Source organism: Mucilaginibacter glaciei (genome assembly GCF_014773245.1).
GTDB lineage: Bacteria > Bacteroidota > Bacteroidia > Sphingobacteriales > Sphingobacteriaceae > Mucilaginibacter > Mucilaginibacter glaciei.
This window is the reverse complement of sequence record NZ_JACWMX010000003.1, coordinates 76875-101441: the sequence shown is the minus strand read 5'-3', so window position 1 is coordinate 101441 and position 24567 is coordinate 76875. Positions and strand designations below refer to the sequence as shown.

22 protein-coding genes are annotated in these 24567 nt (G+C 42.9%); 15 read left to right on the top strand and 7 right to left on the bottom strand.

Going from position 1 to position 24567, the window contains the following annotated elements; all coding sequences use genetic code 11:
* The first annotated feature begins 2 nt into the window (after nt 1-2).
* The 4 genes from IDJ76_RS08035 to IDJ76_RS08020 are packed head-to-tail and all read left to right on the top strand — an operon-like array spanning nt 3 to nt 2845.
* Entirely contained in the window at nt 3-443 is a 441-nt protein-coding gene (locus IDJ76_RS08035; protein WP_191162564.1) for a thioredoxin family protein, read from the top strand.
* Nucleotides 430-1380 carry an FAD:protein FMN transferase gene (locus tag IDJ76_RS08030; protein ID WP_191162562.1) on the top strand — a complete coding sequence of 317 codons (951 nt, stop codon included), beginning with the start codon at nt 430-432 and terminating at the stop codon, nt 1378-1380. Before IDJ76_RS08035 ends, IDJ76_RS08030 begins: the two co-directional genes overlap by 14 nt.
* Nucleotides 1381-1429: 49 nt before the next feature.
* A complete protein-coding gene (locus IDJ76_RS08025) occupies nt 1430-1609 on the top strand; it encodes a DUF4266 domain-containing protein (protein WP_224746251.1) in 180 nt (59 codons plus the stop codon).
* A 12-nt stretch (nt 1610-1621) separates the two neighbouring features.
* Entirely contained in the window at nt 1622-2845 is a 1224-nt protein-coding gene (locus tag IDJ76_RS08020) for a DUF3570 domain-containing protein (protein ID WP_191162558.1), read from the top strand.
* A gap of 279 nt (nt 2846-3124) precedes the next feature.
* Here IDJ76_RS08020 and IDJ76_RS08015 read toward each other — a convergent pair whose 3' ends face one another.
* A complete protein-coding gene (locus IDJ76_RS08015) occupies nt 3125-3802 on the bottom strand; it encodes a cytochrome b/b6 domain-containing protein (protein WP_191162557.1) in 678 nt (225 codons plus the stop codon).
* Nucleotides 3803-4057: 255 nt separating this feature from the next.
* Between IDJ76_RS08015 and IDJ76_RS08010 the strand changes: the two genes are divergently transcribed.
* The 9 genes from IDJ76_RS08010 (at nt 4058) to IDJ76_RS07970 (ending at nt 15336) form a co-directional block, all read left to right on the top strand.
* A complete protein-coding gene (locus IDJ76_RS08010) occupies nt 4058-4735 on the top strand; it encodes a response regulator transcription factor (protein ID WP_191162555.1) in 678 nt (225 codons plus the stop codon).
* Nucleotides 4732-5982, top strand: a complete 1251-nt coding sequence (locus tag IDJ76_RS08005; RefSeq protein WP_191162553.1) for a sensor histidine kinase — start codon at nt 4732-4734, stop codon at nt 5980-5982. The genes IDJ76_RS08010 and IDJ76_RS08005 overlap by 4 nt, the downstream gene beginning before the upstream one ends.
* Before the next feature lie 75 nt (nt 5983-6057).
* Nucleotides 6058-6270 carry a hypothetical protein gene (locus IDJ76_RS08000; RefSeq protein WP_191162551.1) on the top strand — a complete coding sequence of 71 codons (213 nt, stop codon included), beginning with the start codon at nt 6058-6060 and terminating at the stop codon, nt 6268-6270.
* A gap of 40 nt (nt 6271-6310) precedes the next feature.
* Nucleotides 6311-10702 carry a CusA/CzcA family heavy metal efflux RND transporter gene (locus IDJ76_RS07995; RefSeq protein ID WP_191162549.1) on the top strand — a complete coding sequence of 1464 codons (4392 nt, stop codon included), beginning with the start codon at nt 6311-6313 and terminating at the stop codon, nt 10700-10702.
* On the top strand, nt 10699-11865 hold the full coding sequence (locus IDJ76_RS07990; RefSeq protein ID WP_191162547.1) for an efflux RND transporter periplasmic adaptor subunit: 1167 nt from the start codon (nt 10699-10701) through the stop codon (nt 11863-11865). Before IDJ76_RS07995 ends, IDJ76_RS07990 begins: the two co-directional genes overlap by 4 nt.
* Nucleotides 11866-11997: 132 nt before the next feature.
* On the top strand, nt 11998-12888 hold the full coding sequence (locus IDJ76_RS21125; RefSeq protein ID WP_191162545.1) for a diacylglycerol/lipid kinase family protein: 891 nt from the start codon (nt 11998-12000) through the stop codon (nt 12886-12888).
* Between the two features lie 2 nt (nt 12889-12890).
* Nucleotides 12891-13433, top strand: coding sequence for a protein-tyrosine phosphatase family protein (locus IDJ76_RS07980; RefSeq protein WP_191162544.1), 543 nt, complete (start codon nt 12891-12893; stop codon nt 13431-13433).
* Nucleotides 13434-13656: 223 nt separating this feature from the next.
* Entirely contained in the window at nt 13657-14427 is a 771-nt protein-coding gene (locus IDJ76_RS07975) for an NYN domain-containing protein (protein ID WP_191162542.1), read from the top strand.
* A 156-nt stretch (nt 14428-14583) separates the two neighbouring features.
* Entirely contained in the window at nt 14584-15336 is a 753-nt protein-coding gene (locus tag IDJ76_RS07970) for a YoaK family protein (protein ID WP_191162540.1), read from the top strand.
* Between the two features lie 7 nt (nt 15337-15343).
* Here the strand turns inward: IDJ76_RS07970 and IDJ76_RS07965 are convergent, their stop codons facing one another.
* Nucleotides 15344-18532, bottom strand: coding sequence for a chemotaxis protein CheB (locus IDJ76_RS07965; protein ID WP_191162538.1), 3189 nt, complete (start codon nt 18530-18532; stop codon nt 15344-15346).
* 107 nt (nt 18533-18639) lie between these two features.
* The gene (locus IDJ76_RS07960; protein WP_191162536.1) at nt 18640-18894 is read right to left on the bottom strand and encodes a hypothetical protein; all 255 of its coding nucleotides are present in this window, start codon (nt 18892-18894) and stop codon (nt 18640-18642) included.
* A gap of 127 nt (nt 18895-19021) precedes the next feature.
* Between IDJ76_RS07960 and IDJ76_RS07955 the strand changes: the two genes are divergently transcribed.
* Nucleotides 19022-19876: a universal stress protein gene (locus IDJ76_RS07955; protein WP_191162535.1), complete on the top strand. Its 855-nt coding sequence runs from the start codon at nt 19022-19024 to the stop codon at nt 19874-19876.
* 87 nt (nt 19877-19963) lie between these two features.
* Nucleotides 19964-21235 (top strand): L,D-transpeptidase scaffold domain-containing protein, encoded by a 1272-nt coding sequence (locus IDJ76_RS07950; RefSeq protein ID WP_191162533.1) that lies wholly within the window; start codon nt 19964-19966, stop codon nt 21233-21235.
* Between the two features lie 368 nt (nt 21236-21603).
* Here the strand turns inward: IDJ76_RS07950 and IDJ76_RS07945 are convergent, their stop codons facing one another.
* From IDJ76_RS07945 to IDJ76_RS07930, 4 genes are all read right to left on the bottom strand, one after another.
* Nucleotides 21604-21897: a hypothetical protein gene (locus IDJ76_RS07945; protein ID WP_191162531.1), complete on the bottom strand. Its 294-nt coding sequence runs from the start codon at nt 21895-21897 to the stop codon at nt 21604-21606.
* Between the two features lie 29 nt (nt 21898-21926).
* Complete coding sequence (locus IDJ76_RS07940) at nt 21927-22250, bottom strand: Rossmann-fold NAD(P)-binding domain-containing protein (protein ID WP_191162529.1); 324 nt, start codon at nt 22248-22250, stop codon at nt 21927-21929.
* An 81-nt stretch (nt 22251-22331) separates the two neighbouring features.
* Nucleotides 22332-23384 carry a response regulator gene (locus tag IDJ76_RS07935; RefSeq protein WP_191162527.1) on the bottom strand — a complete coding sequence of 351 codons (1053 nt, stop codon included), beginning with the start codon at nt 23382-23384 and terminating at the stop codon, nt 22332-22334.
* On the bottom strand, nt 23377-24567 hold the full coding sequence (locus IDJ76_RS07930; RefSeq protein WP_191162526.1) for a PAS domain-containing sensor histidine kinase: 1191 nt from the start codon (nt 24565-24567) through the stop codon (nt 23377-23379). The genes IDJ76_RS07935 and IDJ76_RS07930 overlap by 8 nt, the downstream gene beginning before the upstream one ends.

Here is a 24567-nt window from a genome sequence, read left to right as displayed (position 1 = left end):
TCATGAAACAAATACTTGCTATAATATTATTTGCTTTTGCAACGCCGGCAATCAATTGGTCGGGTGATTTTAGCGAAGCGCAAAAGGAAGCACAGAAAACCCATAAGCTAATTATTGTAAACTTCTCGGGCAGCGACTGGTGTGGCCCGTGTATCCGTACCCGTAAGGAAATTCTGGAAACTAAGACGTTTGACGATTACGCTTCCAATCACCTGGTGTTAGTGCGGGCGGATTTTCCGCGTCAAAAGAAAAACCAACTCCCTAAAGATCAGGTAAAAAGAAACGAGGCTTTGGCAGATAAATATAACCCCGACGGAGAATTCCCGCTAACGCTGCTCATTGATGAAAATGGAAAGGTGTTAAAAAAATGGGAAGGTTTCCCAAATGTTACGCCTCAAAATTTTGTAGACCAAATTAATCAAACAGCAAATGCAAGCCGCTGAAGCAACTATTAGTGAGACCGTTCACAAAAGGGCGCTCAAATTGATGGGGAACCGGTTTGAGATAAGTGTGGTTGCTGATGACAAGCACTGGGCTGAAGCCAGAATCGACCTGGCGATAACCGAGATCCAACGGATTGAGAAATTGCTTACTACATTCAATGACAATAGCCAAACCAACCGGATAAATGCCAATGCCGGCATCGCCCCCGTTAACGTAGACCGGGAAGTATTCGATCTTATCGCACGGTCTTTAAAAATATCGGAATTAACACAGGGTGCTTTTGATATTACCTATGGTTCGATTGACAAGAGCCTTTGGAATTTTGACCAGTCTATGAAATCGTTGCCCGACATTGCTACCGCACAGGCCTCTGTCCGGCTGATCAATTATCAAAACGTAATACTGGATAATCAAAACACAACGGTGTTTTTAAAAGAAGCCGGTATGCGGATTGGTTTTGGCGGCATTGGCAAAGGTTATGCTGCTGACAGGGCAAAAGCGGTGTTGCAGGCTAATGGAGTGACGAGTGGTATCGTAAATGCCGCCGGCGACTTGGTTACATGGGGTACACAACCTAATGGTAAGCCCTGGACGATAGCAATTGCCGACCCAGACCAGGAAGTAACACCATTTTCAACACTGAACATTAGCAACATGGCTATAGCTACCTCCGGTAATTATGCCAAGTTCGCCGTTATAAATGGAGTCAAATATTCACACACTATTGACCCTAAAACTGGCCTGCCGGTGAGTGGGATAAAAAGCGTAAGCATTATAAGCCCAAGCGCAGAGTTTGCAGACGCTATGGCTACACCCGTAACGGTAATGGGCGTAAAAGTCGGGCTGGATCTGGTTAATCAATTGCAGCAAATTGCCTGTGTAGTTATTACGGATAACAATTGTTTGTATACATCAAAAAACATCAATATTAAATAATATGATAAAAGCCCCCCTACGAATGATAATTATCATTTGCGCATGCGCAATGTATAGTCTTTCGTCCTGCGTATCCGTAAAGCCTTATCAGAAAAACAGGTTAAACGATACTGAAATGGACCTTACAGCCCGGAAGTCGCAAAAGTTTGAACAAAGTTTCCAGCTTTACCGCGAAGGCGGTTCCGGCGCCAATGGTGGCAAAAGTGGTGGTGGTTGTGGTTGTAACTAATTAAACACTTAAATGAGAAAAATATATTTAGGTGTACTGGCCATGTATATGGGCATTTTAGCATCGCACGCACAAACTAAGCCGCAACCGGTTAAAGATTCTACAAATTACCAATCGCGCAAACTTAAAATTGACGAGATCAATTTTGTTTCGGCTTACTACCATCAGGATGGTAATAACTCTGCTGTAACCGGTGGTATCGGTACGGAGAAACTGACGGATTTTGCCAATACATTTGATCTGCAAATGTCTAAGTACAGCAAAACTGGCAAAAAACACACCTTAAATTTTGAGCTTGGGGTTGACCATTATACCTCTGCATCGTCAGATAAAATAGATCCGTACAGCGTTTCATCGGCGTCCAGGCAGGATACCCGCATCTATCCATCGTTAAACTGGACGGTATCTAATGATAAAACCGGTAATGCTTTTGGATTGACGGGCTCTTATTCGCATGAATTTGATTACCAGTCTTTCGGTGGTGGAATTAACCTGACACGTGTTTCAAAAAGCAAAAACACACAGTTTGACTTTAAGGCCAATGTATTTTTAGATACTTGGAAAGTTATCCTTCCGGTCGAACTTCGGCCGCCTGGCTATGGCTCCGGCTCTGAACGGGATGACAACCGCCCGGTGGATTATAAGCCCCGAAATTCATTCAGTACATCGTTTTCGATTTCGCAGGTTTTAACGCAGCGGTTACAAATGGCCTTAATTGTCGAGCCATCGTATCAGCATGGTTTGCTGGCCACAAAGTATCAGCGTGATTACTTTACAGATGGATCGGTACGGGTTGAGAATTTGCCGGACAGCCGTTACAAGCTGCCAATAGGTATAAGGTTCAATTACTTTCTGGATGATCACTTTATCATCCGTACTTTTTACCGGTACTACATGGATGACTGGGGTATAAGGGCGCACACTGCCGAAATTGAAATCCCGGTGAAGTTAACCTCATTTGTATCTGTGAGCCCTTTTTACCGGTATAATACACAAACAGGCACCCGTTATTTTGCACCTTATGGCCAGCATGACCCATCAGCACAGTTTTATACCAGCGACTATGACCTGTCCAGCCTGCACAGCAATTTTGTAGGTGCTAATATCAGGTTGTCGCCTCCAAACGGCGTGTTTGGTTCGGAACACTTCACTTCTTTAGAATTAAGAGCAGGGCATTACATGCGGTCTACCGGGCTAAACTCTAATATCGTTACGCTTGCGCTAAAGTTTAAGTAGAAGGGTGTAAAACGATGGATTGATATAGAAACTTATTGTGTGAAAAAGGAACTTTAATAATCAGTTCAGTTTCAACTAACCTTTTTAAGTGGCCATAAAATGAACTTATACTCATTTTATGGCCATTTTTTGAAAATTCCAACCATAGAAATTCCGCATCCTTCGGTTCGGCCAACGTGTTAATAAATTCAACAATAAGGTGGTTTATCTCATTGTATTCTATTTGTTTTGCAGTTAACCGTGATTTGGATGCCCTGTATATGTGCAACTGCCGTTCCATTAATTATGGTCGCTGCCGCCATTGATCATGTCAGATACAATGCCCCTGCCGTCTTTACGTTCCGCTAATAATACGCCTACAAGGTGTACTACTATAAAAGCGATTATCAGGTACATGCAAAACCCATGAACTTCTTTCACAGAGTGACGTATAGATTTGTATGCCGCCAGTGCATCTTCAAAGGCCAGAAATAAGCCTGTTAAAACTATAACAACAAGCAACAAATAGAATATCGCATAGATGATCTTTACGGTCAACTCGTGCCTGGCCACCTCTCTTTCCTTTTTGATAGTATTGAATTGATGATAAGCGCTTTTGAATTTTCGTATGAATTTTTGATCTGCTAACTGAAAAAATTCCAGTATCAATCTAAAAGCAAGCAACGCTGCCAACGCGTACCCAAAATAAATGTGTACACCCCAAACGCTATCGCTTAAGGCATGCGCGGCAGAACGTGTTTGTTCGTCATTTACTGACGCCCCTGCTTTTTGCAATTCCCCTTTCATTAATGAAGCGGTAGCCCGGTCATCTGTAATTGTTGAATTAATCAATACCGTTATCAACGACCCGCTTATTACAATAAAATTTAGCCAATGCCAAAGCCTTAATGGTGAAGAGTATTTTTTGATTTTGGACGGATTTTGGACATCCCTGCGGGTTGGTTCTATAATAGCCATATGATTTTATTAATTATTTTAAAGATAAATGGTAAAACTGAAGTAAAACTGAATTTAACTTAAAATTATGACTACGTCTATCTCATCACGCCGCAGAAGCCAGTACAGATTATATTCAGATTGTTTATGTAAATCGCACTAAAAGCAACCATAACGTGCCAGACTGACCAAGGCAGGTTCTCAAAAAGCTGATCGCATTTTTAACCACTATTATAAAGTGAATTATTGCTGTTTTTATTTGTAAATTAAGAGATTGTGAAGATACTGATTGTTGAAGATGAGCAAGGCCTGCGGGAAAATATGCTTACTTATTTAAGTGAGGATAAAAACGTATGCGAAAGCTGTACAAACCTTGCTGATGCACTATCAAAACTCGGTTTATATAATTACGATTTTGTGCTTTTAGATATTGGTTTGCCTGACGGCGAAGGTTTTGAAGTGCTGCGTTATCTGAAAGATAAAATGCGGGAAGAAGCAGTGATTATTATCTCTGCAAGGAACTCGCTCGATGATCGCATCAAAGGGCTTAACATTGGCGCAGACGATTATCTTACCAAGCCTTTTCATTTATCTGAATTGAAGGCAAGGATAGTTGCTGTATTTCGCCGAAAGTCTACCAATAGCAGCAATAAACTCGTTTTTAACGAGATCGTAATCAACTTAATGGAAAGAACAGTTACCATAAATGAAACGGAGATTATTTTAACCCGCAAGGAATTCGACATGCTGTTATACTTTGTTGCCAATAAAGGAAAAGTGATATCAAAGACGGCCCTTGCAGAACATTTATGGGGCGACGAAATGGATATGCATGATAACTTTGACTTTATCTACTCGCACATTAAAAATTTAAGGAAAAAGATTCTTGATTTTACTACCAACGACTATTTAAAGTCAATATATGGTATTGGCTATAAATTTACCGACAAATGAAATTAGCCTCGCACTACAATAAGGTTACCATTATTGTAACCTTGTCTGTTTTGATGATTGGTGCAATCATCTATTATTTTGCCATTAATCACATAGCAAAAACGTTGCTGGACGATCATCTATCTGAAGAAGTAGCAGAGGTTATTGGCTATGTAAACTTTAATAAACAACTACCAAAGCAGGTTGATTTTGATGAAGATCAAACCAGGTTTTTCAAATTGAAAAATAAGCACTTGCCCACCCGGTTTTATGACACAACTTACAGCAATCCAAAGCTCAGGGGCGAGAGAGCCGGCCGCGCGGTAGAAGGTACGTTAACATTTAATAATGAGCTCTATAAATTCAATATCATTATTTCTAAAGAAAGCACGGAATACCTGGTACAAATAATAGCTACCATCACGCTATTTTTGGTGCTGGGGCTGTTTATGGTGTTGTTTTTAACAAACCGGTATTTGTTAGGCGATCTTTGGAAACCGTTTTATAAGATCCTCGGCCAGTTAAAGGCATTCAATATATCGGAGCCCGTAGACTTTGACCCTGTTAAAAGTAAGGTAGATGAATTTAAAGAATTGGACGATGCTGTTCAGTTGATGGCAAAACGGGTAAAAGGCGACTATCAGAATTTGAAACATTTTACAGAAAATGCGTCGCATGAAATGCTAACACCTTTATCGGTTATTACTTCTAAATTAGATACGTTTATACAAGATGATACCCTGCGGCAGGAACAGTTTGAACAAATACAGGATATATACAGCGCAGCAGGAAAGCTATCAAGGCTTAACCAATCATTATTACTATTAGTCAAAATAGAAAACGATCTTATAACCGGTGCAGACGAATTAGATCTTCAGGAACTGCTTATCGAGAAACAAAGGCAATTTCAGGAACTGCTTACTTCAAGAGAAATAACGTTACAAACAGCTTTAGTTTCTAGGGAGCTAACTGTTAGTAAATATTTAATAGACATTTTATTAAACAACCTTTTTAGCAACGCCATTAGGCATAATGTAAATAAGGGTGATATTACAATTGAGTTAAAAAATACCCGGCTTGTTTTTCTTAACTCAGGGAATGGTAACGCCCTCGATCCGCAGACAATTTTTAACCGGTTTCAAAAAGGGAATAATTCCGACGGTGCAGGCCTGGGATTAACCATCGTGAAAAACATCTGTAGCGTTTATGGATGGGCGCTCAGTTACGATTATGCTGACTCTTTGCATAGGTTTACAATTGTTTTTTAGTACGCTGCCGTCAATACAGATTGTCTTCAGTATATTCTTTTAAAATTGCTATCATTACATATAATAGCAATTACAATGAAGAAGTTTTTTTGTGTGGCAGCAATACTTGCTGCGTTTAGCATTTGCCGGTTTCCTGTTCAAGGTCAAACAGTAAGTGAAAGAAAGATAAGTGATAACTGGAAAAAGAACCGGAAAAGTGATAGCCTGCATAAAGCTCCAAAAGAACCTGCTAAGGCTAAAAGATCCAATCAGCCCATTCCAAAAAAAATCATGAAGCCTGTTCAATAGATTCAATCAATAAAATCTTCACGTTGATTCCATCTTTTTTATGATTGACCGTATTATTGAATTCTCTGTACGCAATAAGCTCATTATAGGGTTATTTGTGTTAATACTTATAGCCGCAGGCGTTTATTCAGCTTCTAAGTTACCCGTTGATGCTGTGCCCGATATTACGAACAACCAGGTACTGATCATTACGGTTTCTCCGTCGCTGGCAGCCCCCGAGGTAGAGCGCCTGATCACGGCTCCAACCGAAAGGTTAATGGCCTCTTTGCCACAGTTAAAAGAGATGCGTTCAATCTCTCGTTTTGGCTTGTCAAATGTTACCGTAGTTTTTGATGACGGGGTAGATATTACTAAAGCCCGGCAGCAGGTAAGCGAACGTTTAAATCAGCTTAAGGGAATGATCCCCCCGGGAATTGGCGAGCCGGATATGGGGCCGGTAACAACAGGCTTAGGCGAGGTATATCAATATTACGTGGTACCAAAGCCCGGCTACGAAAACAAGTACACTTTAACCCAGCTGCGTACACTGCAGGAATGGATAGTGCGCCGCCAGTTACTGGGCGTGCCGGGTGTGGCAGACGTGAGCAGCCTGGGCGGAAAGTTAAAACAATACCAGGTAGTTGTTGATCCCGCTAAGATCAAAAGCTTAGGCATCACGCTCGATCAACTTTTTAACGCTGTACAGCAAAATAACGAAAACACAGGCGGGGCCTATATAGAAAATGGCCCAAACGCTTATTACATTCGTACCGAAGGAATGGCTTCCTCAATAGAAGACCTGCAAAGTATTCCTGTAAAAACATCCCGCGGCATACCTATGCGGCTGGCAGATGTTGCCGGGGTTACAGAAGGCAGCGCCATCAGGTTTGGCGCCATGTATAATAACAAATATGGTGAAGTAAGCGGCGCGGTTGTATTGATGCTCAAAGGCGCCAATGCGATGGATGTTGTAAAACATGTGAAGGAAAAAGTTGAGCTCATCAAAAAACGCCTTCCCGAAGGAGTGACCATAATACCCTATTACGAACGCAGCAAAATGGTGGGTAATTCGATATCTACCGTAAAGCGCAACCTGATAGAGGGAGCATTGATCGTAATCTTTGTACTCGTTGTATTCTTAGGTAATCTGCGCTCGGGGCTGGTGGTGGCCTCGGTTATACCACTTGCCATGCTATTTGCGCTCATCATCATGAATCTTTTCCATGTGTCGGCAAATTTGATGAGCTTGGGCGCATTGGATTTCGGTTTAATTGTTGATGGTGCGGTAATTATTGTTGAGGGTGTAATGCACCGTTTTAGGGATAAGATCAATAACCATCCAAATGAAAATGAATTTTCGCAAGACGAGGTTGATGATGAAGTTAAACAATCAGCCTCCCGGTTAATGAGCGCGGCCATTTTCGGTCAGATCATTATCTTAATAGTTTACCTGCCCATATTGAGTTTAGAAGGCATAGAGGGTAAAATGTTCAGACCGATGGCCGAAACGGTAGCTTTTGCATTATTGGGTGCATTTATATTATCGCTTACGTATGTGCCTATGATGACAGCGCTTACCATGAGTAAGAAAACCAAAAAGAAAACTAATCTTTCCGATAAAATGATGGCCGCAATCCAAAGGCGGTACCAACCCTTATTAAAAGCAGCAATCGGACACACCAAAACAGTCATATTTATTGCCGTTTTACTATTTGGATTAGCCTACTGGGTTTTCAATGGCTTAGGTGGCGAATTCATCCCGCAATTAGAAGAAGGCGACTTTGCCTTAGATGCCCGCTTTTTACCCGGTACATCTTTAACACAAACCATTAAAGGAATGAAGATTGCAAGCGAGGAATTGAAAAAGTTCCCTGAAGTGCAACAGGTAACCTGCAGGATCGGTTCGGCAGAGATCCCTACCGACCCGATGTCACTTGAACAATGCGACGTTTTTATAACCCTTAATGATAAATCTACCTGGACCACTGCTAAAGACTATGCGGGTTTACAGGAAGCGATGAGTAAAAAACTTTCGCAGATACCGGGCTTAAACGTTGGTTTCGAGTATCCGGTACAAATGCGCTTCAATGAATTGATATCCGGTGCTAAGCAAGATGTTGTTGTGAAAATATTTGGTGATGACCTTACCCAACTGGCAAAGCTGGCAGGTAAACTAAGCGGTTTGGTGTCAGGTACAAAAGGTGCAGTAGATGTTTATTCTGAAAAAATTGGTGGCCTGCCGCAAATTGTGGTGCATTACAACCGGGCAGCGCTGGCACAATACAATGTAAGCATCAGCCAGGTTAACCACATTGTAAACGCAACTTTTGCCGGCGAAAAAGCAGGTAATATATATGAGGGCGAAAGGCAGTTTGACGTAATGCTGCGTATAGCAGATACCGCGCGTGCTAATTTTGATCATATTGGTGAGTTGCTCATTAATACGCCCAATGGCAACCAGGTTCCGTTAAGTCAGCTGGCTTCGATAGAAATTAAAGACGGGCCCAACCAGGTACAGCGCGAAAATGGTGAACGGAAGATTTCGGTATCTTTTAACGTTCGCGGGCGCGATGTGGAAGGCGTAGTAAAAGACTTGCAGGCGCAGGTACAGCAAAAACTAAAATTACCGCCCGGCTATCACGTAGAATATGGCGGGCAATTTGAAAACCTAAATTCGGCTAAAGCACGATTAGCCATAGCGGTACCAGCATCATTGTTCTTCATATTTATACTTTTGTATTTTGCCTTTAATCAATTCAGGGAAGCTTTAATCGTGTTTTCTGCGATACCACTGGCGGCAACAGGTGGTGTGTTTGCATTATGGATACGCGGAATGGCATTTAGCATATCTGCCGGTGTTGGTTTTATTGCGCTTTTTGGCGTAGCAGTATTAAATGGCATTGTTTTAATAAGTGAATTTAACCGCCTGAAAGAAGAAGGCGATGATGACGCCGACGAACGTATCCAAAAAGGTACGGCTAACAGGCTTCGCCCGGTGTTGATGACCGCAACCGTGGCATCCTTAGGTTTCTTCCCAATGGCTATATCAACACATGCCGGGGCAGAAGTGCAAAGGCCTTTGGCAACAGTAGTAATTGGTGGGCTCATCACCGCTACTTTGTTAACCCTCGTAGTATTACCGGCCTTGTATAAGCAGTTCGCTTCGAAACCAAAAGATAATGGAAGAGGGAAAGGCAAAGCTAAAAAAAGCGCTATTATAGCCGTATTGCTTTTGTGCTTTGTATTGCCGCTAAAAGCACAAACAGGTAGTGAAAAACGCATTACGGTTAATGAAGCGATTAAGCTGGCATTAAGCAATAATTTATCTTTAAAAGCGGCTCAGAACCAGACATTAGCCGGCAAGGCAAACGTAGGAAGTGCTTACGATATCGCTAAAACACAGTTGTCTTACGATGCCGGCAATATTAACAGTTCAAACACGGATAACCGCGTTTCTGTGACCCAAAACTTTGCATTGCCGGGGTATTACACCAACCAGCGTAACTATTACAATGCAGAGGCCGGGCTGTCGGCGTTACAGGAACAAAGTTTACGCAACCAGCTGGCCTACCAGGTACGGGACGTGTACCTTCAGTTAACCGCCTCAACCGCTAAATTGCAGTTGTTAAAAGATCAGGATTCTGTTTACACCAATGTAATCAAACTGGAGCAGCTTCGATTTAAAATGGGCGAAACTTCCAGGATCAATTTAACAAGTGCCGAGGCTAAAGCAGGTATGCTGATAAACCAGCGTCAATTAGTTGAATCTGAAATTGGGGTGCTGCAAAGCAAGCTAATGCTCTTAACGGGCGGCAGCGTGGCTTATCTGCCAATAGAGCAGGCACCGCCTGCATGGCAAAATATTTTTTTACCAGATACTGTTAAAGCATTGGACAACCCCGAAGTAAAACAAGCACAACAGCAAGTGCTGATTGCCGGGTGGAAGATGAAAGTCAGCAAAGCCAAATCATTACCTGAATTGAGCCTGAGTTACAGCAACCAAAGCTTTGCCGGCCCGGATATACGCAATTCCAACCTGTACCTTAACAAGGGCGACCGGTTCTCGTCTTACATGGTTGGGGTGAATATCCCATTATTTTTTAACCAACATAAGGCTGCGATAAAATCGGCCGACTATCAGAAAAAAGCATCGGAATATACCTACACGGTCAGGCAACTGGAGTGGCGCGGGCAATGGCTGCAAAGTTATCGGCGCTACAATCAACAAGTTAAGGCACTTAACTATTACGAATCAGCAGCGCTCAAACAAGCTTCAGAATTGGTGCGCACAGCTACGTTATCGTTTAACAACGGCGGTATTAGCTACCTGGAATGGGCCAACTATTACAACCAATCCATTCAATTGCGAACAGACCGGCTTGATGCGTTGCTGCAATTAGACCAAACAATTAATCAACTCTGGTATTACCAGGGCGAAACAGAGAAACCATGAAACTATTATATTTATTGATTATCGCAGCTTTGCTCACTGCGTGCGGCGGAAAAAAAGATGACAAAAAGGACGGTGGTAGTGATACTACACAACAGCAAAATAAGGCTAAAGGTAATACCATAAGTTTTACGCAAGAGCAAAACAAAAATGGCGGGATCGACACCGGTAAATTACCTATGCATTTACTCAACGCCACAATAAGTGTTAACGGCCAGGTAGATGTGCCGCCAGAAAACTTAATTGCGGTAAACGTGCCCATGGGGGGCTTTTTGAAACGAACCACCATGCTACCGGGCGAGCACGTACTTAAAGGGCAAGTAATAGCGCAAATAGAAAATCAGGAATACATCACTCTACAACAGGATTATTTAACTTCCGTAAGCAAAATAACCTTTCTAAAACAGGAAATGGAGCGCCAAAAAGTGCTGAGCCAGCAACAAGCAAGCCCGCTAAAGCTTTACCAGCAGTCACAATCCGAATATAACAGCGAGCTGGCACAGGCAGCTGGTTTAGCACAAAAACTCCGCATGATAGGCATTGATTCAAAAAAATTAACACCGGCAACAATACGTTCTGTCATTAATATTCCCTCGCCCATTACCGGCTACGTATCGCAGGTAAATGTTAGTGTAGGTAAATTCACCAACCCTACAGATATTGTAATGGAATTGGTGAATACCGATGATATACATGCCGCCCTTACAGTATTTGAACAGGACATATCAAAAATTGCCATTGGCAATACGGTAGATATTAAATTACCAAGTGTGCCCGGGAAAATTTACCCGGGGAAAATAATTTTGATTGGCCGGGTTTTAGATTCTACACGCAGCGTGATGGTTCACTGCCACTTTTTAAAAACCGACAAAAACTTGCTGCCTAATATGTTTATCCAGGCTAACATTAACACCAAACCACAAAACACGATGGCTGTTCCAGATGCTGCGTTGGTAAACTTTAGCGGACAAAAAGGCATTTTTTTAGCTATTAAAAAAGGCAATAATACCCTATACAGCTTAGTACCGGTAAAGACGGGTGTAACTCAGGATGGATGGAACCAAATTACCTTAAACAAGCCCGAGCTAAAGGATGGTACTTTTGTGCTAAAAGGTGCCTTTTCCATATTATCCGCATTGAAAAATACAGGTGATGATAGTGAATAGACAGATTAAGACGTGGCTACGGAAACAGATAATGTGCAACTAATTAAAAACGATTGCACAACATTATGGTGTATACCCTGTATTACCCTGGCATATATCTAAACTAAACCCGGCAACCGGTGTTATCACCACGTGAAGTTTAAGCATATTCATTTCATTATCAACCCCGCCGCCGCTAAAAAAGAGCCGGTTTTATCCTACATCAGCCTGGCCTTTAAGAATAGCCGAACGGACTGGGATGTTTCACTCACTAAAAAGAGTTTGGGCGCTGGTGAAATCGCACGTAAATTAATCGGCAACACCGATCTGATAGTGGTATACGGCGGCGACGGTTGCGTGACTGCTGTAGCGGCAGCCCTTAACGGCAGCAAACAACCAATGGCCATCCTGCCTGGAGGGACCGCCAATGTGATGGCCGGGGAACTTGGCGTACCAACTGATACCGAAGCTGCGTTGGAAATATTAAAAAAAGGCCGGTTTCATTTAAAAGCTGTAGATATGGGTCGCGTCAACGGCGAACCATTTCTTTTACGTGTCAATCTCGGCATTATGGCTGATATGGTCATTGGAGCGAATCGGGAACTGAAGAATAACTTTGGCCAGTTGGCGTATGGTATAACAACTATTCAAAAGGTGGCAGAAGCAGAGCCGATCACTTATGAACTGCAGCTGGACGATAAAAAAAAGTTCCGGGCCAGCGGTGTGGCTTTAACCATTACCAATTCAGGTAATATGGGCATGGGTGGTCTTGAACTGCAGCCTGGTATCAGTATCACCGATGGGCTGCTGGATGTGATCCTGATGCCTGATAAGAATCTATTGACTTTGTTGAAAGTGGCAGGCAGCACCTTGCTTCAAAACGAAACCACGGCGCTGCAACACTGGACGTGTTCTAAAGCAGTCATTACGTTGCCAAAAAAGCAGAACTTTATTTGTGATGATGCTAAACGGAATACCAAAAAACTAAAGATAACGGTCATGCCAGGTGCAATACTCATGCTCGTCCCTTTTAAATCCAAATAAACATGATAGCCAAACTCAAAAGTATATTCAGACTGGCAGGCCTTTTCGTCCAATATAATTCCGATAACCTATACCGCGTAATCTTCGGTATGCCCAGGCTCAAGCGCTGTGAGATCACGGCTAACCTATATTTGGGCAGCCAGTATAATCTTGTTGGGTTACGTAAATTGAAAGACCTGGGGATAACCGGCATTGTCAATATGCGGATGCATTCTATCTATTCAGGCTCGCACTATGAGGGTTTCCATTACTTGCATTTACCAACCCCGGACAATACGCCGCCGCCGCTGGATATATTGATACAGGGAGCAGATTTCGCTGATAAAGAGATCAGAGATGGTGGAAAAGTGTATGTTCATTGCCGTCAGGGACTTGGCCGCGGCCCTACTATGGCGGCGGCTTACCTGATAAAAACCGGCCTGACTGTTGAAGATGCTTTGGCGCTGATCAAAAGAGCGAGAACTTTTATCAATCCCAGACCAGGGCAACTGACCAGACTAAAGGAACTGGAAAATCATTATAAAAGATCGAAGTTTACTGCTTAATGTAGTTCGCCGTTATCAATAGCAGCAAGGAACGGTCGACTATCAATCTGTCGTGATTTTCTTGAAGCAATTTTCTAAGATGCTTTTTTTTGAGTTTGACCGCTGACATCTGGATAACCCGGCAGGAAGCCATTTCTACGCTTTCCAAATATATTATTATAGCGTGTTATGTTAAATTATAGCGATATTGGTTGCTAGTACAATTTACCCTGGCACATTTATTATGATTGAAACCCAGAAGGACTTAAAATTAGCAGTACTGATAGACGCGGATAATGTCCCTTATGCCAGCGTGAAAGAGATGTTCGAAGAGATCGCTAAATATGGAACTCCGACGTTCAAACGTATTTACGCTGACTGGACAAAACCAACGGTGTCAGGCTGGAAGAAAGTATTATTGGAGAATGCGATAACCCCCATCCAGCAATACAGTTATTCTACCGGAAAGAATGCTTCAGATAGCGCGCTGATCATAGATGCAATGGATATTTTATATACCGGCAAGGTTGACGGGTTTTGCATTGTATCAAGCGACAGTGATTTTACAAGACTGGCAACAAGGTTACGCGAAGCCGGGATGAAAGTTATCGGGATCGGCGAAAAAAAGACCCTGAACCCCTTTATTACTGCTTGTGACAAATTTATTTATATCGAGATACTAAAGAAAGAGCTGCCTGCCATAATTGACAATGAGGCTAAGTCGCCATCAAAGGCCAAAAAACAAGCTAAGCCTAAACCGTTAAACAGTGTCGATCCTGAAATTATCAAGCTATTGTCGGCCAGTATTGCCGACCTTGCAGATGATAATGGCTGGGCGTTCCTTGGAGAATTAGGTAACTTAATGCTAAAGAAGAAACCGGATTTCGATCCAAGAAACTACGGCTTTTTAAAGATGCTGCCGTTTATAAAAAGCATGGAGCGTTTTGAAGTGGATGAGCGGGAGAGCGGCAAAAATCATCATATAAAGCATATTTACGTCAGGAAAAAGCTGTAACGCCCAATTGCCACTTTAGGTAGGAATATTAACACACTTTTAACTTTAAAAGTAAATAAGAATTTTGTGCTGCTTAAATCTTAATAGCAGGTTATATTTGAACTGATATTACACCTGACGAAAAGCGAATCGCTTCTTGCCATAACCAATAAAAAAATGTTAAGGCATTTAGGCGCGAAGCGAACCCCAAATCACAATTTAAAGCTGGCTACACTGCTGGGATTGACGGCCGGATTTGTAAATGCAGAGGGGTTTCTGGGTTTTTCTGTGCTCACTACAAATGTAACCGGTCATGCCGCCTTACTGGCCGAACGGATAGCTTTTATGGACTGGAAAACAGCGGCGGTAATTGCGCTCTGGATGCTGCTTTTTTTAACCGGTGCCTTTTTTACCAGCCTTATCCTTTCTTTTACCGGCAAGAACCAGCGGTTCTCTTACTTTATTCCGGTCATTATTGAAGTGTTGATATTATTGGTTTCGGCGCTCTATGGACAGGATACCAATGGCTCCATAAGTGGACGACAATATTTTGCGGGAAGCCTGTTATTTGCCATGGGCTTGCAGAACGCCCTCGTTTCAATGGTTTCAGGCTCGGTGGTCAGGACGACCCATTTGACAGGGACCTTTACTGATCTGGGCATCGACCTGGCGCAGGTTATGCACGGCGATAAAATCCGCCGGCCCGAGCTAATATCCAAGATCAGATTGCGCCTTTATATCATTTTCTTTTTTTTGGCCGGGGCGATTTTTGGGGCCTTTCTGTTTCAGCGTTTCAGTTTTCGGTCTTTCTTTGCACCTGTAGTGATCTTATTATTCGCACTGGTTTACGATCTGCTCAGGATCAAAGCGCAACGGTACTACCGGACGGGTATAAATGCGGTCAGGCAACGGATCAGGCATATAGACTAAGCACTGATCAATCAGCTACCACAACAGGCAACGGTAAGGAGATACTAAATGTACTGCCTTTTCCCATTTCACTTTCGACAGTTATATTGCCGTTAGCGGCATCTATAATTTTTTTGGCCAGGTATAAGCCGATACCCTGGCCTTCCATTTCTTTATTCAACCTTCCGTACATACCAAAAATGATGTCCAATTGATTTTGAGCGATACCAATGCCGTTGTCGTTAACCGAGAGTAAAATATGTTCGGAATTTTTGATAACTGCGATATGGATTACCGGACTATCTCCGTTAGCGAATTTGATCCCGTTTGCAACCAAATTATAAAGAATGCTACGCAAGTTCTTTTTGGAGAACAGTATCTTTTTGATCTCCAGATTTTTGGTGATCACCGCGCCTGTTTTTTTTATCCTGCCTTCCAGGCTCCATTCAATATTAGCGATGATCTCTTCCACGTCTACCATTTCCATGGTCAGCATATCGCCCTCGATCCGGGCGATAACGGAAATATCGTTGATCAGTGTGCGGAATTTTTTAACCGATGAATTGATGATGGAGATGAATTTAGTCAGATTAGGATCTGTTATTTTGATGAGATTCATTATCCCGACGCTGGTTTCAATGTTGGCCAGCGGAGCCAGCAAATCGTGCGAAGCGGTATGCACAAAGTTGTCGAGATCGCCATTAATTCGCTCCAGGCTTTTATTTTTGCGGTTTAGTTCTACCTGGGTAGCTTTTAACTCGGTAATGTCGTTAAACGTAACAATGGCACCATTCCTTTTTTCATCAACTAATTGTACGTAAGGCATGGTCATGATCTGGTACCATTTGCCGTTATTAGTTTCGATCTCCTTAGTTATGACAGTCCCTTCCTCCAATACAACTTTAATATCTTCTATAATCGTCTCAAATTTGATATTGGTCGATATATTACTTAGCGGCCGGCCGATATCCGTTTCCAGCAGGTTGATCTGTTTGACCGTACCCGGCGAAAACTTCATCAACAGCAGATCATTGTTGATAAACAGCTGCCCGTTAACGTTGCTCCGAAAATAATTATTCAGATCGTCATTGATTTCCAGCAATTCTTTATTTTTTAGCTGATAGTCTGCATTTATCGTATGCAGTTCTTCATTAACCGATTGCATCTCTTCATTGGTGCTTTGCATTTCCTCGTTAGCCGAAATCAGTTCTTCATTGAATGACTGCATGTTCTCATTCGAGGCATCGAGCCTTTCGTAAGCCGAATGCAGTTTTACCTGCAAATCCTTCAACTCTTCTTCCAGGTTCAGCGTATACTGGTCCTGATGTATCTTATCATCAAATACCATGTTATCCGCTATTGTTGTATCCATTGGTGAATCCTTGCATATAGTAACCATCTGCAGTTTCTGTTCGTTTTTATTTACTTTGAGCGGGCTGATGATCAGCGTGACTTTGATCACTTTGTTTGCATGTTTGATTTTAATACCACTTAACGTGGCCGGTTCATGAGTTTGACCAACCTTTCGTTTAAGAGTACTAAAAGCGACGGCGAGCGGTTTGGGCAGTAGTTCCGCAAGGTTTAAGTTAAAATGTTGCTTAAGCAAATATTTGGTATCACCGTATGATTTGACCACTGAATTGTTTTCATCGATGCAGACAGCCAGGTAATCCTGTTGTTCGGCAAGGTGGGTATTCATCGCTTCCGCAACCGTGCTGCTGGTACTTATATTGCTTTCTTCGCGCTGTACTGCCGGTGTGCGTTTAATATCAAGTAATTCCGGGAGCGTAAACGCATCAAAGCTGACTTCGCGTCGTGCTTTCAAATTTCTGTAAATCTTCCATTTTTTATTAACCACCTCCAGGTTCTTGATAATCGGCATAGGGTTCTCACTGGTGCCGAGAAAAAGGTAGCCATCCATTTTCAGCCCAAAAAGCATCATGGAGAAGATCTTTTTCTGCAAAACCGGGGTCATGTAGATAAGCAGGTTCCGGCAGCTGATAAAATTCATATTGCAGTACGGAGGGTTTTTTACCAGGTCATGCTGGGCGAAGATGACCATATTGCGTATCTCGGGCTTTACCCGGTAAGAATCGCCTTCTTTGATAAAATATCTTTCCAGCCTTTCTTCCGTAACATGTTTGGTGATATCCTTGTTATAAATGCCTCTACCAGCATGTTCCATAGCGAGGCTGTCAATATCTGTAGCAAAGATCTTAACAATGATGTCCTTGTATTTTCCGGTGAGCTGTTCTGCAACCAGAATAGCAATTGAATAAGCTTCCTCCCCGGTTGCGCAACCGGCAACCCACATTTTTAATTCTTCGCCGGGTGCAACTTTTTCCAAAACAACAGGTAGTATTTTTTTTTGGATAAAGACAAATGCTTCTTTATCTCTAAAAAAAGAGGTTACACTGATCAGGAAATCTTTCGCCAGGGCTTCCACCTCTTCTGTATTAGACTTAAGAAAGTGCAGGTATTTTTCAAGCGATAAAAAATTCCCCTGGTTTGCGCGCCTTTTGGTCCTTCTGAGTATGGTTGGTAATTTATAGTCCGAAAAATCCAGCGGCGACTTTTCTTTGATCAGTTCGATGATCTGTTTAACGAATTTTTCGTCGTGGGGATGTTCGCTCAATATCGCCAAACCCAATTTTACATAATCTTCGATCGCGTCCGGCATCGCTGCAGGTTCCAATATATAATCAACCAGTCCTGTTGCTATGGCGTGAGCTGGCATGCTGCTGAAATCCGTCGTATCCGGATTCCGGGCAATCACCATACCACCTGCTTTTTTAATATTTTTCACTCCGTCTGTGCCGTCGGAGCCTAAACCCGATAACACTACCCCAATGGCCTTGTTTCCGCAATCTTCTGCCAGAGAATTAAAAAACGCGTTAATTGTCAGGTGCGGGCCTTTTACGTTGGTCTTAGTACTCAGGTGTAAACGGCCGCCCGATATGGTCATGAATTTATCGTTGGGGATCAGGTAAACCTGGTTACTTTTTATCTCTGAGCCATCCTCTGCTTCTAAAACTTCCAGCTTACTATGTTTACCCAGGAGTTCCACCATCCGGCTTTTAAAGTCAGAAGATAAATGCTGGATAATGACATAGGCTACTCCGTCTAACGGGGTGTGGTCAAAAAAGGAATTGATCTCTTCCATCCCTCCTGCAGAAGCGCCGATGGCAATGATATGATGAGGGACGATATTCTGCATGATAGAGGATTAATTAATGTTTAAAAAAGCAATATTGATCCTAACAAAGGAGAGTGAGCATCTCAAATGTAAGCTAATTAACCCGCAATATCTTTTTTATCAATTATTTAACGATTAATTAATGAACTATAGCCCAGATGGTTTGAAACCTCGAAATTTTCCTGGTAGCAAAAGGTGTTTTCTTCATATATCCAATCTAAAACCAATCGCCATTTGCCGGTATTGCAGGCGCTGATCGGAATCTCCAGTAAGCCGTCATTATCGATAAGGATCGTCAGGCTTTGAGGCGCAAACGTGTTCAACTGAATCAGGTTAGCCCGGCCTTTAAAGGGATGGCTAAAATTGAATTTTAAGAATTTCATAATGGGTTTTTTGATCAGTAGTGATTGCAAAGATGCTGCGTATCTGCCGGCTTAAATATGATATGGCGCATTAAATGGACTGACACTGGTCATTAGCGGGGCTCTTTGAATTGATCAGTTTTGCATCATGAAAAAATTCCTTGTGCCTACAGACTTTTCAGCAACTGCCAAGCACGCTGCTGAATACGGCTACCAACTCGCAAAAAGTTTAAAAGCCGACATAATCTTGTGCAACGCAATTACTGTTCCCGCAGAATCACCGCAGGCTGGTTTGGTTGTGTGGCCTATGGAAGAAATGGGGTTGCTTATTGACGATAGCGAGAAGAAATTAAAAAGGTTAAAAACAAGTATGCAACAGCATGATCTGGCTGACGATTTTAAACCAGCCATCTCCTTTATTGATAAGTCAGGTACGGTGATAGATGTTGTGAGCAATATTATTGAAACACAGGCAATCGACCTGGTTATAATAGGTGCACATAGCAATGATTGGATGACTACATTTCTTCTGGGAGATCATAGCAGTCAGTTGATAAACGATTCATCAAAATTGTTACTGATCGTTCCGCAAGCAGCAAAGTATACTCCTATTAAAAAGATCGCATTCGCTATCGACGTTGAAAGTTCTGAAGATGAATTGGAGGAGCTTTATAAACTCATCCCTTTGGCTAAATCACTAAATGCTGAAATTTTAATCACGCATATACAACACGAGAAAAAGCCAACCTTCGCGTTTGAAAAATGGATGGACCATTTCCTGACAGAGGTTTCCAATAAGGCCGATTATGATAAAATATATCAACGGACAGTAATAAGCGACAATACAGAAAAAGGCCTTAAATGGCTTTGTGAACACGGTCAGGTAGATATGCTGGCGATGTTACACCGCCACCACGGTTTCTTTGATTCGCTGTTCAACGGCAGTCATACTGAACGTATGGCCAGCCGAATCGCGATCCCATTGCTGGTGATCTCAGCCTAATCGGGTGTCGCGTATCATTATTCCGGCTGACATCTGTCACGCTTTATGATAAGGTTATAGCGGATATTTGCATACAAACAAATCAATATGCAAAAGCCTATTCAACTGATTCCCTGCTGCAAAGTATTTGCCCAGGTAAGTGTGATCATCGGTGTCATCTTCCTTATATTAGCCCTAACGGTAAATGCAAATGCGGCAAACAGTAACCGGGATACTTCCATATCAGCGAGCCTGAAAACGCAGCTCGCCGATCGGCCCTTTTTGAACTATCCGCGATCTGTTGAGCGATTTTATAAAGATACCCGTTATCAGTTGGCCTGGATCGCCCCGGACACTGTGAAGACCCATGCCTGGGATGCGATGCTGCTATTAGATTGCGCCCTGCACTATGGTTTAAGTCCTACAGACTTTCATCCCAGGGAGCTATTGTACGAGCGTTTGAATGCGATGACGACCAAACATGAAAAGGTCGGTAATCAGCAAAAAGCCGCTTACGATATCTTACTGACCGATGCGATGATCACGATGATCAACAATTTGCATTTCGGGAAACTCAACCCGGTTTATACGGCTGATGTACTGGATAAAGGGAATGCGGGTGATTGCAGGTCTGCCGATGTGCTGATCACCTGCCTGAAACAAAAAGATTTTATGACGGCTATCGAAAATACGCAGCCTGTTTCAAAAGCCTACCTGAGTTTGCAGCGCCATATGCGCCTGATAACCGGCCAGCAAGCCCTCGATTGTTATGAAACCCCGCCTGAAGATATCCAGATCATAGCCATCAACATGGAACGGCTACGATGGATTAACCGGGCTGACACGGTCTATATTAGCATCGACATACCCAGTTATACTTTGAAATTTCACCAAAAAGATACGACTTATCAGTTCAAGGCGATGGTTGGCAAACCGGAAACACCTACTGCTTTAGTGCAAAGTAATATCACAGCAATTATCAAAGACCGGGTTGGTATCACTTTTAAACTCTCCGGCAATTCATTAGCCATGGCCGGGGTTTCCCCAAGAACAGTCATCAGCAAACAAGCTTTAAGAGCACTAAGCGACGGCACTATTCAAATACCCGAAGCCCCGCGTTTAGCGGCGCTGATCTTAAAGAACAACAGGGCGAACCTTACTGCCGGTGAACTTGGCAGGCAAGGCATCCCAAAGCAAATGAGGGCTTATACGCTTAAGAAACCTATACCTGTGCGGGTAACTTATCTAACCTGCGCCATCGGTGATTGGGGATTGATCCGCTACAAAGACGTTTATGAACTCGATCAGCGTTTGACAAATGCGTTTTACCAGGTTCCTGAAATGATTGCCCGCAGATCAAATACAAAATACAGGAAATAGTCAGCTTCCCAATTACAACAACATGGAAAACAACATAAAAACGGACCGCAATAGAGATCCGTTCATTATGTAACGATTACCGAAGCGATCAATACCCTCCGGGCGCCTGGACACACCACGGATTTTAATTTAGCTGAAAATGGGATCAGGCGGACTGCCGCAGCCATTGCCATGGAAGAGTGTAAGATCATGGACATTTATTGTTATGAGGGGAATTCAGATCCCGCAGACGAGGCGATTGTTTATGCGATTACTTCGTCTGCAGGCGTTAAAGGGATTTTGGTGACCGGTTGTGGAGATAACCCGGATACAGTTTCGGCACATCTCCTGGAGAAACTGCATTCTTAAATAAAACGGTCAAGCCGCGTTTAGCTGCATTGCTCGGTTATAAAGTTAACCAGCTGTTCTTCCAGCAACTCGGTATTATAAACATGTTCTACCGCATTATCAGAAACGCTGATCGCATCATCAGTAACGGTTACCGTTAAAGCCACCCCTTCGATCACTTCCGGAAACAATATATTGATCACGTCATATACGTGCGCGAAGTCGATGGCCAGGCTGGAATCTAATTTTGAATTAATGTAATCCGGAAATTCCTTCTTTAACAGGTCAAATAATTTCTCAGCGCTCACCGGCTGTACATTGGCAATTGTTTTCATATAGTCTTGGTCATTAAATATTGGTACGTTCAGAAAGCAGGTAAAAGCCGGTTATCCTCATTGGCCGTATCAAGATCTTCGATCATCTTTTCTGCGATGCCGGTTAACGCTGCTAAATTATCACTGGCCTGCCGTTTAATAATATATTTGATGCCCATCCCGCATAATTCATTAGTCAATTCATTAGAGGATATAAAATTTTCCGGCAGGATGATGGCCTCTTTCCCTTCTGCGTAATGCACGGTGTCTATACCCAGCGGGTTAGCAATGAGTGTAATATCATGCTTTTTTTTATTGGCTTTGGCAAAGTATTCTTTCTCAAAAGCCAGGACACCGTAGGCTACTGCTTTCATAATTATTGTATTTACTATACAAAATTAAGCTTCAGGAAGCAGATAACGCATGCGCTGCGTTGCATATAAGTATGACGCTGGTCAGTTTTTCATTTTAGCAAGTGCGTTTAATTTTAAGATCGTTATCACACTTCCTTTTTTATCGATCAGTCCTTCTTCCTTAAAATCGGTCAATGTCCTGCTTACAGACTCCGTTGCCATACCGGTAAGGGCGGCAAGGTCTTCACGGGAAATCTTAAAGCCATGTTCCAATTCCGGATGTTGCAGCTGCAGGCGCACCATCGCTTCGGCCATTTTTTTTCGCACCGAGTGATACGCCATCTGGAGCAACTGTTCTTCTTTTTCCTTTATATCGTGCGCTAAAAGTTTTATAAACTCCCGGGCCACATCCGGATATTGATTTAACAGTTGTTCCAGTAGGTCTTTCGGGATGAGGCATAACACGGAATCCTCCATCGCAGTTGCCGTATCGGAATGTTCTTCGTTCAAAAGCATAGCGTTTATGCCCAAATATTCATCCGGACCATAAAGCCCGGTCATGAGTTCGCGCCCGTCTTTAGCGAGTTTGATGCATTTAACCTTACCGCTTAGCAGCAGGTAAAGTCCGTTTCCTTTATCTCCCTCGTAATAGATAACCTGGTTCTTTTTAAACGCTCTTGTCCGGCGTTCCTGGATAATCTTTTTGAGCTCAGAAAGCCCGTCATTTTTACTGAACAAGGTATGTAGCCGGTCAAGTGATTTGCTATAAAATTTTTCCTGTGCCGCCTGCTTTTTCAAACGGACATCGATAGCGTTCAATAACTCCAGATCATCAAAAGGTTTGGTCAGGTAGTCATCCGCACCCATTTCCATACCTTTTCGCAGGTCAAGCCTTTCCGCCCGTGCAGTTAGAAAGATAAAAGGGATATGCTCCGTTTCCGGATTCTTGTTGAGCATGTACAATACACCGTAACCATCCAGTTCCGGCATCATAATGTCACAAAGGATGAGGTCGGGGTGGTGCTGTGCGGCCAGGTCAACCCCTGTTTTTCCGTTGGGAGCCTGGTGAACGTTGAACCCGGCCAGTTCCAATATTTCGACCACATTCTCGCGAATGTCATCATTGTCTTCAATAATTAATACGGTCTTACTCATGATTTGGAAATGAAATGGTAAATAATGTTCCCTGGTTTACTTCGGATTTGAAATTTACCGAACCATTCATCAGGCCCGCATACCGGGTCACAATGTTTAAGCCCAGGCCTGTACCTGGTATGGTACCGGTATTATGCGCCCGGAAAAACGCTTCGAACAGATGTTTCTGATCGGCTTCGGGTATGCCGATGCCATTATCCTTTACCGTAATAATACAATGGGTTTCATTGATCTCGGTATTAAAATCGATAAAGGTGTTTTCGCCGGAGTATTTAATGGCATTGGTGATCAGGTTATTAATACAGTTCTTCAGCAAGTTCTGATCAAGCCGCACCCTACTGTGGATGCCGGAATGCAGGTAAATGATATGCTGGTTCTTTTTAGCCATAACCTGCATTTCCTCCGCGATTTCCTCAGAAAATTTGACGAGGTCAAAGTCCACGTAATTCACTTCTTCCTTACCGGCCTCCAGTTTTTCAAGAGAAAGGAAATCATTTAATATGGTGGTCAGGTTACCAACCGCGTTTTTAATCTTGCCGACATGCTTGGTAATGCTTTCACTTTTAAGTGGTTCGGCATATTTTTCGATGAGGGATGCAGATAGTTTGATCGATGTAAGCGGAGTACGGAATTCATGCGAAGCCATGGATACAAACCGGCTTTTTAACAAGCCCAGTTCCTTTTCTTTGTCAAGCAGCACATTCAGGTCATCCTGCGCAACTTGCAAAGCCTTTACGGTGTTCTTTAAAGCCATCGTCCGCACTTCCACCAATTCCTCTAAATGCGCCGCGTAATCTTTCAGCTTGCGCTCCGCTTCTTTTTCCTTACTAAGGTCGTGTATAAAACCGGTAAAGATGCGGCGACCGGAAAACTGCACTTCGCTCAATCCTAAACGAAAGGGGAAGATCGTACCGTCTTTTCTAAGCCCCAGTACCTCACGGCCAACGCCCATAATATTGGCTTTCCCGGTGGCCTGGTAGCGATAGAGAAAATTATCGTGCTGGTTCTTGTCAGGGTCGGGCATTAATATTTTAATATTCTCGCCTATCACCTCATTGGGTTCGTAATCAAACAAAGCGCAGGCTGCGGGATTGATCAGCTCGATCGTGCCTTTGTCATCAATGGTAATGATCCCATCTATTGCATTTTGTATAATGGCAATTAATAGCGCGGTGTTTTCCAT